General features: G+C 30.2%; 10 protein-coding genes and 1 pseudogene. 6 read left to right on the top strand and 5 right to left on the bottom strand.

Annotated features, from left to right (window positions below):
• The first annotated feature begins 39 nt into the window (after positions 1 to 39).
• Both purM and SR63_RS07275 read left to right on the top strand, forming a co-directional pair.
• Positions 40 to 1,029, top strand: coding sequence for a phosphoribosylformylglycinamidine cyclo-ligase (gene purM, locus SR63_RS07280; RefSeq protein ID WP_002877303.1), 990 nt, complete (start codon positions 40 to 42; stop codon positions 1,027 to 1,029).
• A gap of 59 nt (positions 1,030 to 1,088) precedes the next feature.
• The gene (locus SR63_RS07275) at positions 1,089 to 2,066 is read left to right on the top strand and encodes a glycosyltransferase family 9 protein (protein ID WP_002779495.1); all 978 of its coding nucleotides are present in this window, start codon (positions 1,089 to 1,091) and stop codon (positions 2,064 to 2,066) included.
• 24 nt (positions 2,067 to 2,090) lie between these two features.
• Here the strand turns inward: SR63_RS07275 and dcuC are convergent, their stop codons facing one another.
• On the bottom strand, positions 2,091 to 3,548 hold the full coding sequence (dcuC, locus tag SR63_RS07270; RefSeq protein WP_012006787.1) for a C4-dicarboxylate transporter DcuC: 1,458 nt from the start codon (positions 3,546 to 3,548) through the stop codon (positions 2,091 to 2,093).
• A gap of 206 nt (positions 3,549 to 3,754) precedes the next feature.
• Between dcuC and cas9 the strand changes: the two are divergent.
• From cas9 to cas2, 3 genes and pseudogenes are all read left to right on the top strand, one after another.
• A pseudogene (cas9, locus tag SR63_RS07265) lies at positions 3,755 to 6,708 on the top strand (type II CRISPR RNA-guided endonuclease Cas9).
• A complete protein-coding gene (cas1, locus tag SR63_RS07260; protein ID WP_002867064.1) occupies positions 6,705 to 7,595 on the top strand; it encodes a type II CRISPR-associated endonuclease Cas1 in 891 nt (296 codons plus the stop codon). Before cas9 ends, cas1 begins: the two are co-directional and overlap by 4 nt.
• Positions 7,588 to 8,019 (top strand): CRISPR-associated endonuclease Cas2, encoded by a 432-nt coding sequence (gene cas2 / locus SR63_RS07255; protein ID WP_002780988.1) that lies wholly within the window; start codon positions 7,588 to 7,590, stop codon positions 8,017 to 8,019. The genes cas1 and cas2 overlap by 8 nt, the downstream gene beginning before the upstream one ends.
• Before the next feature lie 428 nt (positions 8,020 to 8,447).
• Here cas2 and SR63_RS07250 read toward each other — a convergent pair whose 3' ends face one another.
• From SR63_RS07250 to cueO, 4 genes are read right to left on the bottom strand one after another with little or no spacing between them, the layout of a single operon-like run.
• Positions 8,448 to 9,638 carry a molybdopterin molybdotransferase MoeA gene (locus SR63_RS07250; RefSeq protein WP_002867063.1) on the bottom strand — a complete coding sequence of 397 codons (1,191 nt, stop codon included), beginning with the start codon at positions 9,636 to 9,638 and terminating at the stop codon, positions 8,448 to 8,450.
• A gap of 3 nt (positions 9,639 to 9,641) precedes the next feature.
• On the bottom strand, positions 9,642 to 10,088 hold the full coding sequence (locus tag SR63_RS07245) for a molybdopterin synthase catalytic subunit (RefSeq protein WP_002867062.1): 447 nt from the start codon (positions 10,086 to 10,088) through the stop codon (positions 9,642 to 9,644).
• Complete coding sequence (locus SR63_RS07240) at positions 10,089 to 10,310, bottom strand: MoaD/ThiS family protein (RefSeq protein WP_002867061.1); 222 nt, start codon at positions 10,308 to 10,310, stop codon at positions 10,089 to 10,091.
• Between the two features lies 1 nt (position 10,311).
• On the bottom strand, positions 10,312 to 11,853 hold the full coding sequence (gene cueO, locus SR63_RS07235; protein ID WP_002874621.1) for a multicopper oxidase CueO: 1,542 nt from the start codon (positions 11,851 to 11,853) through the stop codon (positions 10,312 to 10,314).
• A gap of 123 nt (positions 11,854 to 11,976) precedes the next feature.
• On the opposite strand from cueO, the gene nspC reads away from it, so the two are divergent.
• Positions 11,977 to 13,125: a carboxynorspermidine decarboxylase gene (gene nspC, locus SR63_RS07230; RefSeq protein ID WP_002877469.1), complete on the top strand. Its 1,149-nt coding sequence runs from the start codon at positions 11,977 to 11,979 to the stop codon at positions 13,123 to 13,125.
• Positions 13,126 to 13,296: the final 171 nt, after the last annotated feature.

The following is a 13,296-nucleotide window of genomic DNA, read 5'->3' as shown; positions in this document are numbered from 1 at the left end:
TTTCGTTAAAATACCTTTTTAGTTCTTAAAGGAAAATAAATGAAAATTTCATATGAAGATGCAGGCGTAAGTATAGATAATGGAAATGCCTTTGTAGAGGCTATAAAACCTTTGGTTAAAGAAACTTTTAATGATAATGTTGTAGGCGGAATTGGTTCTTTTGCTGGTGCTTTTAGAATGCCAAGTGGTTTTAAAAAGCCTGTGATTTTAGGTGCAACAGATGGGGTTGGTACCAAGCTTCGCTTGGCAATTGATGCTAAAAAATATGATACTATAGGGCAAGATTTAGTAGCAATGTGTGTGAATGATTTGATTTGTAATTTTGCTACACCTTTGTTTTTCCTAGATTATTATGCTACAGCCAAGCTCGAAGTAGAAGTAGCAAAGGCTGTTGTATCAGGCATTGCCAAGGGATGTAAGATGGCAAATTGTGCATTAATCGGCGGAGAAACTGCTGAAATGCCTGGAATGTATGCAAAAGATGATTTTGATCTTGCGGGTTTTGCAGTGGGTATGGCTGAAGAAGATGAGATTGATAGAAGTAAATTTGTTAAAAATGGTGATATTTTGTTGGCACTTCCTAGTTCAGGACTTCATTCAAATGGCTATTCTTTAGCCAGAAAAGTACTTTTTGAAAGTTTAAAATTAAAATTTGATGACAAGATAGAGGGTAAAAATTTAATCGATATTTTATTAGAACCTACAAGGATTTATGTGCGTGATTTTCTTACACTAAAGCCTTATATCAGTGCTCTAGCTCATATTACAGGGGGTGGTTTAGTAGAAAATTTACCACGCGTTTTACCTAGTGGTATGGGTGCAACTATACGCAAACATCATCTTAAAACTCCTGAAATTTTTTATACTATAGGACAGGCTGTAGAAGAAAGTGAAATGTATAGAAGCTTTAACATGGGAGTGGGTTTAGTAATGGTTGTAGATCCTTCTAATGTAAGTAAGGTTTTAGAAAATTCAGATGCCTTTATTATCGGCGAAATTTGCATTAATGAAGGTATTGTTTTAGAGTGAAAAGAATTTATTTTTTAAGATATTTTAAGAGTAAATTAAAAAAATAATAAGGAAAAGTGATGAAAAATATTGTCTTTCATTCGGATGGTTTTGGAGATTTATTAGTTTGTTTTAAAGCTTTGTATGCTATAAAGCAACTCTATCCAGAGTATAAATTATTTTTATTAACAAATGGATTAATGGAAAGTGATTTTTTAGAAAAAATTCCATTTATTGATGAAGTTTTGATTTATAAGGATGATTTTTTAGAAAAAATTCAAAGCAAAAATCCAGTAATTTTTATTACCACACGAAGACAAGGTTTATATTTTAAAAAATTAAAATTTTTAAATGTTCAAAAATGTATAGTATTCCCTCATCTTATTAGTATAATTTCTAAAAATTTAACCACACCTTTACCATTTTTTAGAGCTAAAAAACATATGAGTGAAATTGTTTTAAAATTGGTTAGGATGATTAATACTAGGCATTTTGATAAAAATTTTAATCAAATTGATTTTTCTAAAATTAAAAATTTATTACCTTATGATGCAAGATTAAGTGATAATTTTTTTAAACAAATTGATACAAAATATGAAAAAATTATAGGTATTAATGCTTTTTCAAATAATAGCGAATATAGAGGATTTAATTTTTTTATAAAAGATTGGATAGGGCTTGCAAGGCAACTTTCTTTAAAATATCCTAAATTTTTATTTATACTTTTAAATTTTAGTACGAATTCTATTCAGTATAATATTGATCAGAATGCAAATTTGAAAGTTTTCTGTAATAATAAAAATATTGCTTCTTTGGTAAGTATTTCTCAAAAGCTAGATTTTTTAATTACTGTTGATACTGGAAATTTACATCTTTGTGATATTTTACAAATTCCTACTTTGGCTTTTACAAGTAGTCTTGCAGCTTATAGATTTGGAGGTGGAAGTTATGGAGGTAGATTTGATAAATTGATAGTAAAACCAGCTTGGCAAAAAGAATATAGAAAAATTTATGAAATTTTTACTAAAAAAGCAGAAAATAATTTAGAAAATTTATAGTTTTTATAAAATAATAAATATTTATTATTTATTATTTAAAGATACTGCTATTTTTGTAGTGTTTTGTTCTTTTGGCAAAGGATTGGTTTGTGCTAGATAAAAGGCTACGAGTACATTTACAAGCATAGCGATAAGCAAAAGAGGAGTGGTTCGTTTTATAATATCCATTGGAGCTACTTTTGCAAATCCAGCTAAAGCTATGATTCCGCCTGCTATTGGTGAAGCTGCACGACCTAAACAAGATGCAATTTCTATAGGTAAAACTAGAGTAATAGGTGCAACGCCTAATTTTGTAGCTATATCAGGAGCTAGTTTTCCAAAAGCATTAAAAGCAGCAATTCCACTTCCCATAATCACTGTGGCAAAATAAACTAAAAAGCTTAAAATAGCTATACTTAAAAGAATTCCAAACCATGCAAAATTTCCTGTTCCAAGATTTGAAACCGCGTTAGCAAGGATATTAACTCCACCAAGTGCTTTAATGCCTTCAGCAAATACTCCAGCAGCGATGATTATGCTTACGACTGAGATAAAAATTTCAGCCATAGCTTTTAAAATCACCATCATATCTTCGCCTAATTTTCTAGCATTTCTGTGTCTTGCAAATTCAACAAGAAAAACTAAAGAAATGCTTACAAAATTTGCTGTTACAACATCGAGCTTGATAGTAAAAAAATACGCTGTAAATAAAAATACAACAGGTAACCAAGGAAAGAGTATGTAAAAAGTAGGGCATCTAGGATCAATGATTTGCGGAATTTCAACTTCATCATTTAAAACACCTTTTTCTTTATCTCTTTTATCAATCCAAGCAAAATAAAAAGGAATCAAGATGGCAATAACTACAACATAGGCAATCACACTATAAATTTGGTAATTTAAAAAAAGCCCTACGACATTATCACTTTGTCCTACCATATCTGCCATATTGATTGAATTTCCATCTTTTGGACCATAATCAAGCGCAATTAAAGAAAGCACACATACAGCTGTAATAGGACGGATTTTAAGTGAGATTAAAACAGGATAAATACATGCTAACAAAAGCAAAAGCAATCCAGCATAGCTAGAAATGACGATTTTTAAAGCCATTCCAACAACAAAAGTTCCACTTAAAATCAAGTATTTATTTTTGATTTTTCCTAAGGGTTTATTTGCCAAAAAAGCAAGTTTTGCCGAAGCATTGATATGTTTCATATAAGCAGCAAAACCTGCCACACTCATGATAATAAGTCCTACTCCAGAAAGCTGACTTTTAAAAGTCGCTGTGATAAAAGCATAACTATCAAGTAAAACATTCAAAAAGCTTGCATGTTCTCTGCTCGGGGCTTTTGGTATAGGTGTTCCTGTGATGTAAAAAGCAAAAATAAGCAAGATAATACCTGAAAGAAAAAATACAAAAATAGGATTGTATTTTTTAAGTATATAATAAGCAACGACAATTACCGCTAAAAGTGTAGAACATATCATAAAAATTGGCATGATTTCTCCTAAAGTTATTATTAGCTTTTATTTTATTTTAGCTAAAATTTAACTAATAAATATTTTTCATTTAAAATTTTACTTATTTTTTGCATTATAAAATTAATAATATGTATAGTTTGGTTACTGAAAAGTTTATGTTTGTATAAAAAATGATTTTTATATTATAATTATAAACAAATTATAAATATCAAAAAGGATCTAGTGTGGCAAGAATTTTGGCATTTGATATAGGAATAAGCTCTATTGGCTGGGCATTTAGCGAAAATGATGAGTTAAAAGATTGCGGAGTTAGGATTTTTACAAAGGCTGAAAATCCTAAAACAGGAGAATCCCTAGCCTTACCAAGACGCCTTGCAAGAAGTGCCAGAAAACGCCTTGCTAGACGCAAAGCAAGGCTAAATCACTTAAAACATTTAATCGCAAATGAGTTTAAGTTAAATTACGAAGATTATCAAAGCTTTGATGAAAGTTTAGCTAAGGCTTATAAAGGCTCTTTAATTAGCCCTTATGAGTTAAGATTTAGAGCTTTAAACGAGCTTTTAAGTAAGCAAGATTTTGCAAGAGTGATTTTACATATTGCAAAAAGGCGTGGCTATGATGATATTAAAAATAATGGTGATGAAGAAAAGAGCGAGATTTTAAAAGCTATCAAGCAAAATGAAGAAAAACTAGTAAATTATCAAAGTGTGGGAGAGTATCTTTATAAAGAGTATTTTCAAAAATTCAAAGAAAATTCCAAAGAATTTATAAATGTTAGAAATAAAAAAGAAAGTTATGAACGCTGCATAACGCAAAGTTTTTTAAAAGATGAATTAAAGCTTATTTTTCAAAAACAAAGAGAATTTGGCTTTTCTTTTTCAAAGAAATTTGAAGAAGAAGTGCTTAGTGTAGCATTTTATAAAAGGGCTTTAAAAGATTTTTCTCATTTAGTGGGAAATTGTAGTTTTTTTACTGATGAAAAAAGAGCGCCAAAAAATTCGCCTTTAGCTTTTATGTTTGTAGCACTCACAAGAATTATCAATATTTTAAACAATCTTAAAAATACTGAAGGAATTTTATATACAAAAGATGATTTAAACGCCCTTTTAAATGAAGTTTTAAAAAACGGCACTCTAACTTATAAACAAACAAAAAAGCTTTTGGGCTTAAGCGATGATTATGAATTTAAAGGAGAAAAAGGAACTTATTTTATTGAGTTTAAAAAATACAAAGAATTTATAAAAGCCCTAGGTGAGCATAATTTAAGCCAAGATGATTTAAATGAAATAGCAAAAGATATCACTCTTATAAAAGATGAGATTAAACTTAAAAAGGCTTTAGCAAAATACGATTTAAATCAAAATCAAATTGATAGCTTAAGCAAATTGGAATTTAAAGACCATTTAAATATAAGTTTTAAAGCCTTAAAACTTATCACTCCTTTAATGCTTGAAGGTAAAAAATACGATGAAGCTTGCAATGAGCTTAATTTAAAAGTAGCAATCAATGAAGATAAAAAAGACTTTTTACCCGCATTTAATGAAACTTATTACAAAGATGAAGTAACTAATCCTGTGGTTTTAAGGGCGATTAAAGAATATAGAAAAATCTTAAATGCCTTACTTAAAAAATACGGTAAAGTGCATAAAATAAACATTGAATTAGCAAGAGAAGTAGGTAAAAATCACAGCCAAAGAGCTAAAATAGAAAAAGAGCAAAACGAAAACTACAAGGCCAAAAAAGACGCCGAAATTGAATGTGAAAAACTAGGCTTAAAAATAAATAGCAAAAATATTTTAAAATTAAGATTATTTAAAGAACAAAAAGAATTTTGTGCTTATAGTGGAGAAAAGATTAAACTTAGTGATTTGCAAGATGAAAAAATGCTTGAAATTGACCATATTTACCCTTATTCTAGAAGTTTTGATGATTCTTATATGAATAAAGTTTTAGTTTTTACCAAGCAAAATCAAGAAAAGCTTAATAAAACCCCCTTTGAAGCCTTTGGCAATGATAGTACAAAATGGCAGAAAATTGAAGTTTTGGCAAAAAATTTACCTGAAAAAAGCAAAAAAGAATTTTAGATAAAAATTACAAAGACAAAGAGCAAAAAGACTTTAAAGATAGAAATCTAAACGATACTCGCTACATCGCAAGGCTTGTTTTAAACTACACTAAAGATTATTTAGATTTTTTACCTTTAAGCGATGATGAAAATACAAAATTAAACGATACGCAAAAAGGCTCAAAAGTGCATGTAGAAGCAAAAAGCGGTATGCTAACATCGGCTTTAAGGCACACTTGGGGCTTTAGCGCTAAGGATAGAAACAACCATCTTCATCACGCCATCGATGCAGCAATTATTGCTTATGCAAACAATTCTATCGTAAAGGCTTTTTCAGATTTTAAAAAAGAGCAAGAAAGCAACAGTGTAGAACTTTATGCAAAAAAAATTAGTGAATTAGATTATAAAAACAAAAGGAAGTTTTTTGAGCCTTTTAGTGGTTTTAGGCAAAAGGTTTTAGATAAAATTGATGAAATTTTTGTCTCAAAACCTGAGAGAAAAAAGCCAAGTGGAGCTTTACATGAAGAAACATTTAGAAAAGAAGAAGAATTCTATCAATCATACGGCGGAAAAGAAGGAGTTTTAAAAGCCCTAGAGCTTGGTAAAATCCGCAAAGTAAATGGTAAAATTGTTAAAAATGGCGATATGTTTAGAGTGGATATTTTTAAACACAAAAAGACAAATAAATTTTATGCTGTGCCAATTTATACTATGGATTTTGCTTTAAAAGTATTACCAAATAAAGCTGTAGCGCGAAGTAAAAAAGGTGAGATAAAAGACTGGATTTTAATGGATGAAAATTATGAGTTTTGCTTTTCTTTATACAAAGATAGTTTGATTTTAATTCAAACTAAAGATATGCAAGAGCCAGAACTTGTTTATTTTAATGCTTTTACAAGCTCTACTGTTAGTTTGATTGTTTCAAAACACGATAATAAATTTGAAACGCTAAGCAAAAATCAAAAAATATTGTTTAAAAATGCAAATGAAAAAGAAGTAATCGCAAAAAGCATAGGAATTCAAAATCTAAAAGTATTTGAAAAATACATAGTTTCAGCACTTGGAGAAGTGACAAAGGCTGAGTTTAGACAAAGAGAAGATTTTAAAAAATGAGTTACGATGAAGCTTTTAAAACACTGCTTATTAGCTCTAATGCCAAGCTAAATTTAGAGCTAAATCATCTTGTGATTAAGCAAGATGAAAATATAGCCAAATTGTTTTTAAAGGATATAAACATCATCGTTTTAGAAAGCTTACAAGTAAGCCTTAGTTCCGCACTTTTTAACGCTTTTGCAAGGCATAAAATTATCTTATTAACCTGCGATGAAACTCATAGTATAAATGGTGTTTTTACTCCTTTTTTAGGGCATTTTCAAAGTGCAAAAATCGCAAAAGAGCAAATGAATGTAAGTGCTCAAAAAAAGGCTATTTTATGGCAAAAAATCATTAAAAACAAAATCCTAAATCAAGCCTTTGTTTTGAAAAAACACAATAAAATAGGGCAAAGCAATGAGCTTATAAATTTGGCTAAAAAAGTAAGCTTAAATGATAGTAAAAATATCGAAGCTGTTGCAGCGGCGCTTTATTTTAAAACTTTGTTTGGCGTTTCTTTTTCAAGAGATGAGCTTTGCTTTGAAAATTCTGCTTTAAATTATGGCTATGCAATCATTAGGGCTTGTATTATTAGAGCAGTTTGTATAAGTGGGCTTTTGCCTTGGCTTGGCATAAAGCACGATAATATTTATAATTCTTTTGCACTTTGTGATGATTTGATAGAAGTGTTTAGGGCTAGTGTTGATGATTGTGTTTTAAAGCTTAAGGGTGAAAGTGAGTTTTTAAGCAAAGATGACAAAAGAGCGTTGATTGGCAATTTACAAAGCAAAATCAATTTTGATGGGCAAAATTATCCTTTAAACAGAGCGATAAATCATTATGTGGCGAATTTTAAAAATGCTTTATTGTATGAAGATGAGCTAAAGATAGTGAAATTTGATGATTGAAGATAAATTTATGCGCGTGCTTTTGATGTTTGATGTACCTACTAAAAGTAAAAAAGAGCAAAAACTAGCAAGTAAATTTAGAAACAATCTTATAAAATTAGGTTATTTTATGCTGCAATTTAGCGTTTATATGCGTATTTGCAAGGGTTTAAGTTCTGCAAAAAGTTCTATTGAAAATGTAAAAAAGATTTTGCCACCTTATGGAAATGTAAGGGCTTTAATCATCACTGAAAAGCAATTTGATAAAATGGAGCTTTTGCTTGGTGGCATAGTTTTTAATGAAAAAGTTAATAACGAAACTAATTTAACGCTTTTTGATATAGATAGTCATGGAGAATTTAAATACAAAAATTCAAATAATGAAGAAATACAACTAAACAAAAAACAAGAAAAATATCATCAGCAAAATTTATTTGAATTTTAAAAGCGGTTTTAGGGGATTGTAACCCCGCAGAGTCCCGCAAACTCTTTATTTTAGTCCCTTTTTAAATTTCTTATTGAGATTATAGCATAATTTTTGCTATTTTTCATGAAAAAACCCCGAAATTTTCATTATCTGGTAAATATCTATTTTACCATAAAGAAATTTAAAAAGGGACTAAAACTCCAAAGCGTTTTAAAGCATTTCCTAAAGCATTTTACCATAAAGAAATTTAAAAAGGGACTAAAACAAGCCAACTTGATGGGTTACTAATAAATCAATTTTACCATAAAGAAATTTAAAAAGGGACTAAAAACCCTAGTGGATTGAAACTCTGCTAGGGCTAATTACTTCACTAAAAGGAGGTGCAAATTTGAAACTTATTGAAATTTAGGGTTGATTAAAATCGAAATAAAATTATTTAAATAATTTTAAGGCATAAAGATAATATCTACTAAACTTTCATTTTCTAAAATTTCACATTCTTTTGGTACTACCATAAGGGCAGCTTTATTGTTAAGATTGTTTATAATCGCACTAGAGCCTTCTTTCTTACCTTCAAGATTGGCTAAAATGCGTCCATTTTTAAATTCCACATTACAAGCGACAAATTCCAAATAAGGTGTTTTTTTCTTGTAGCTTCCTTGTAAAAAGGCTTTGCAAATATAGTCTTTAGGCTGAAGTAACCAAGAGTTTAAAATCTCTCTTGCGTAAAGATTAAACATTACCATAGCCGAGTAAGGAAAACCTGGTAAGGCGATGATGAATTTTTCATTAGCCTTGGCTATTTTGATATGTCTACCTGGTTTTATGTCGGCTTTATCGATGATGATTTCGTATTCTTTTACAGCTTTTTTTAAAAAGTCAAAATCTCCCATAGAAACTCCGCCTGTTGTAATCAAAATATCACAACTTTGCAAAGCACTTTCAAGGGTAGAAAAAGTGGCTTTTTCATCATCTTTTAAAAGTGGAAAAACCCTTGTATCGCAATTTAAATTTTTAGCTAAATTAGCTATGGCGATATGATTTGAAGAGCGGATTTGAGCAGGATTTTCCAAGGCTTCTCCTAGATCTTTGATCTCACTTCCACTACTTAAAACCCCTACAATAGGCTTTATAAACACACTAATGTGAAAAAATCCAAGTTCAGCCAAAAGAGCTATTTCGCTATAATTTAACTTTGTGCCTTTTTTGAGTAAAATTTCATCTTTTTTATAGTTTTCTCCTACTGCACGCACGGCAAAAGCTTGGGGAACTTTTTTTTCTATAAAAAGAGTATCATTTTCTACGCGTACATTTTCAACAGGGACTAAAGTATCACTTCCTTCACTCATAAGTGAACCTGTAAAGGTTTTTACACAAGTACCATTTTGCACGCTAAATTGTGGCATAGTGCCTGCAGGTGTGAGGCCTAAAATTTTTAAAGGCTTATCTTGATCTTCAAATTTGATCGCATAACCATCCATAGCCGAAGTTGGAAATTCAGGCTGATTTTTAGGGGCTTTTATGTCTTGAGCTAAAATGCGTCCTAAACACTCTGTAAGAGCTATTTTTTCAATCTTTTCATAAGTTTTGATATGAGAGTGTAAAATTTTTAAACTTTCTTCATAAGACATTAACATTTTTTATCCTTTTAAAAGTCCTGCACCGCAAAGTTTGGTTGATCTTTCTTTGGCATAAATTCTTTCTTTGTTTATCACATCATACTTCCAAATAGGTGCACTTGCTTTAAAATCTTCAACAAATTCATTAAGAAGTTTAAGTCCTAATTTTCTTTGTTTGCTTAAAATTCCTGCAAAATAAGAGCTTTCATGAACCGCCACATCGCCTATAGAGTGAGCAAAAAGCAAGCTAATATCATCAAAATCTACTCTTTTTTGCCACTCATCAAACCATTTTTTTAAAAGCGGTTCATAAATATCAAAACTAAGTGCCTCAATGCCTCCTTCTTCACGCACAATACCACAAAAAGTCAGCAAAGCACCGCAGTTTTTATCCTTGGCAAATTCATACCATTGGCTATAAATTTTAGGAATATCTAAAGAACCTTGATAGAGTGTAAAATGTTTCATTTAACCCCCACAAACTGGCGGTAAAAGTGCTATTTTATCACCATCTTTTAACTTAGTGTTTTCATCAAAAATGATTTCATCGTTTAAAGATACGGCACAAAGTTCTAGCCATTCTTTTAAACTCTCATCTTTTTGCAAAATTTCTTTTAATTCTTTTAAATTTTTTACCTCAAGCTCTAAATTTTCTTTATTTATGGGGCCTAAAAATTCCACTTTTATCATTTTATTCCTTTACTTCTAAATTTCCCATCATTCCTAAATCTTCATGTTCTAAAATATGACAATGATACATTCTAAGTCCTTTAAAATCTTGTTTCATTCTAAGTCTTAACTCTTCATTAGGACGCACATTTATAGTATCTCTTAAGGCTCTAAATTCGGCTTTTTGAACTTTGCCATTGAGTTTTGATGAGATGAGTTCAAATTGCGTGCCGTGTATGTGGAAAGGATGATCCATGTGAGATTTGTTTATCACTATCCAGTCTTCAACTACTCCAAGTTTGGAGCTTAAATCAATGCGTTTTAAATCATAGCTTTTGCCATTGATTAAAAACATAGACGCAAGAGCGATTTTTAATTCGCTTTCACTTTTTCCCATCATACCATGCATTTGCATATGATCTTCACTCATGATTATTTCTTTAAATTCCTTAGGTTCTTCTGAAGGTTTGAAAATTTTTAAATTTTTTGGAAGTTCTACATTTTCTTTTTTTAGACTAATATTAGCTAAAAATAGGGTATTAGGTTCTTCTTTTACCATCATTTTATCCCTATCATAATAAGCACTTTCTAGCTTAAAATTCCCATCTTTTGGAGCGTCGATTAAAACTTCTACGCGAGAAGCAGGACTTAAGAAAAGTTCTTCTTTATAAATAGCTTTTTCTATAAGTCCACCATCAGTACCAACAAGTATAAACTTAGCTCCTTGTATGCGTAAATTTAAATATCTTGCTGCAGTAGCATTATAAATGCGTATGCGTTCGTTTGTGGCGAGTTTGATTTTAGGTTTAAATTGTCCATTAATGAGTACAAATTCTCCTTCTCTACCATTTAGCCAATCATTTAGGTTGTTGTTCGGAATTTGAGCGTTTTCATCAAGACGCAAATCGCTAATCATCAAATCTTTTTCTTTTAAATGACTTAAAGCATCTTTTTTTGCTTTGATCACAAAAGCCCCTGCTAAGCCCATAAAAACTTGTTTAGAAGTGGTATAATGAGGGTGTGGATGATACCAGTAAGTTCCTGCGCTATCTTGAGGAATTTCAAAACGATATATTCTTTCTTTTCCTGCTAAGATAGGATCATGTGGGCTTCCATCTTGATCAGGTGGCACAGGAACGCCATGCCAATGTATAGTTGTAGCTTCCTTGAGTTTGTTTTTGACTAAAATTTCAAGTTTATCTCCTTCAAAAACTTCTATTTTTGGAGCAGGTACTAGACCATTGTAAGTATAAAATAAGGTTTTTTTACCTTTGATAAGCTCTATATGATTTTCTTTGATTTCTAGGGTAGCACGAAAAATATTTTTTTCTTTACTTTCATTTTTGAGCAAAGGCAAGGCTTTTAAAATTTCTCCTTGGGGGAATTGTTTTGGATCTAAAAGTTTTAAATTTTTTGGAGCAAAGTTGATAAAAGAAGTATCTAAGTCATGATTTATAGAATGATTTTTATGCATAGAGTGCATATCGTGCATAGGATTTGCATAGGCTACACCCATACTTGCTAGAGTAAGTGCATTAAATTTTAAAAAATTTCTTCTATTCATTAGTTTTTCCTTTTGCTTGATTTTTTGTATTATAGTCATTATTTTTTTAGTTTTAGTAAATATTTATTTTGAAAATTTGATTTAATTTTGTTATGATTTTAGCAATTTAATCAAGGAAAAATAATGTTTTATGAAAAAATTCAAACTCCAGCTTATATTTTAGAAGAAGATAAATTAAGAAAAAACTGTGAGCTTTTAGCAAGTGTTGGTGAAAAAAGTGGTGCTAAAGTGCTTTTAGCTTTAAAAGGTTTTGCTTTTTCAGGAGCGATGAAAATTGTTGGAGAATACCTAAAAGGTTGTACTTGTAGCGGACTTTGGGAAGCAAAATTTGCTAAAGAATACATGGATAAAGAAATTCATACTTATTCACCTGCTTTTAAAGAAGATGAAATAGGTGAAATAGCCAGTTTATCTCATCATATAGTGTTTAATTCTTTAGCTCAATTTCATAAATTTCAAAGCAAAACACAAAAAAATTCCTTAGGTCTTCGTTGCAATGTTGAATTTTCTCTAGCCCCAAAAGAACTTTACAATCCTTGTGGAAGATACTCAAGACTTGGAATTCGTGCTAAAGATTTTGAAAATGTGGATTTAAATGCTATAGAAGGACTTCATTTTCACGCACTTTGTGAAGAAAGTGCTGACGCTTTAGAAGCTGTTTTAAAGGTCTTTAAAGAGAAATTTGGTAAATGGATAGGGCAAATGAAATGGGTGAATTTTGGAGGAGGACATCACATCACCAAAAAAGGCTATGATGTTGAAAAACTTATTGCTTTGTGTAAAAATTTCAGCGATAAATATGGTGTACAAGTTTATCTTGAACCAGGTGAAGCGGTAGGTTGGCAAACAGGAAATTTGGTTGCTAGTGTAGTAGATATCATAGAAAATGAAAAACAAATTGCCATTTTAGATACTTCAAGCGAAGCACATATGCCAGATACTATCATCATGCCTTATACAAGTGAAGTTTTAAATGCTAGAATTTTAGCCACAAGAGAAAATGAAAAAATTTCAGACTTAAAAGAAAACGAATTTGCCTATTTACTTACTGGAAATACTTGTTTAGCGGGTGATGTAATGGGAGAGTACGCTTTTGATAAAAAGCTTAAAATCGGCGATAAAATTGTTTTTTTAGATCAAATTCATTACACCATTGTGAAAAACACAACTTTTAATGGTATAAGACTTCCAAATCTCATGCTTTTAGACCATAAAAATGAACTTCAAATGATAAGAGAATTTTCTTATAAGGATTATTCTTTAAGAAATTAGTATTATTTATAATTTGCATAAAATATTAATTTTACTCGGAAGAGAATCAAAGATATAAATTTTATGCAAAGTATTTTATTTTTTCAAATATAAAATCAACTCAAATATCTAATTTTCAATACTTTGATATGATTTTTTAAGATTTTAAATCCTTGTGGAATTTTATTGAAA

The organism is Campylobacter sp. 2014D-0259, from assembly GCF_008000505.1.
Taxonomy (GTDB): Bacteria; Campylobacterota; Campylobacteria; order Campylobacterales; family Campylobacteraceae; genus Campylobacter_D; species Campylobacter_D jejuni.
The sequence above is the reverse complement of the archived record's forward strand: the minus strand, read 5'-3'. Positions and strand labels throughout refer to the sequence as shown.

What these genes read in the sequence shown, in the direction of transcription:
- purM (WP_002877303.1), top strand. Translation starts at nt 40, where the DNA reads ATGAAAATTTCATATGAAGATGCAGGCGTAAGTATAGATAATGGAAAT.
- SR63_RS07245 (WP_002867062.1), bottom strand. Translation starts at nt 10,088, where the DNA reads ATGAAACATTTTACACTCTATCAAGGTTCTTTAGATATTCCTAAAATT.
- cas1 (WP_002867064.1), top strand. Translation starts at nt 6,705, where the DNA reads ATGAGTTACGATGAAGCTTTTAAAACACTGCTTATTAGCTCTAATGCC.
- SR63_RS07240 (WP_002867061.1), bottom strand. Translation starts at nt 10,310, where the DNA reads ATGATAAAAGTGGAATTTTTAGGCCCCATAAATAAAGAAAATTTAGAG.
- SR63_RS07275 (WP_002779495.1), top strand. Translation starts at nt 1,089, where the DNA reads ATGAAAAATATTGTCTTTCATTCGGATGGTTTTGGAGATTTATTAGTT.
- SR63_RS07250 (WP_002867063.1), bottom strand. Translation starts at nt 9,638, where the DNA reads ATGTTAATGTCTTATGAAGAAAGTTTAAAAATTTTACACTCTCATATC.
- dcuC (WP_012006787.1), bottom strand. Translation starts at nt 3,548, where the DNA reads ATGCCAATTTTTATGATATGTTCTACACTTTTAGCGGTAATTGTCGTT.
- cas2 (WP_002780988.1), top strand. Translation starts at nt 7,588, where the DNA reads ATGATTGAAGATAAATTTATGCGCGTGCTTTTGATGTTTGATGTACCT.
- cueO (WP_002874621.1), bottom strand. Translation starts at nt 11,853, where the DNA reads ATGAATAGAAGAAATTTTTTAAAATTTAATGCACTTACTCTAGCAAGT.
- nspC (WP_002877469.1), top strand. Translation starts at nt 11,977, where the DNA reads ATGTTTTATGAAAAAATTCAAACTCCAGCTTATATTTTAGAAGAAGAT.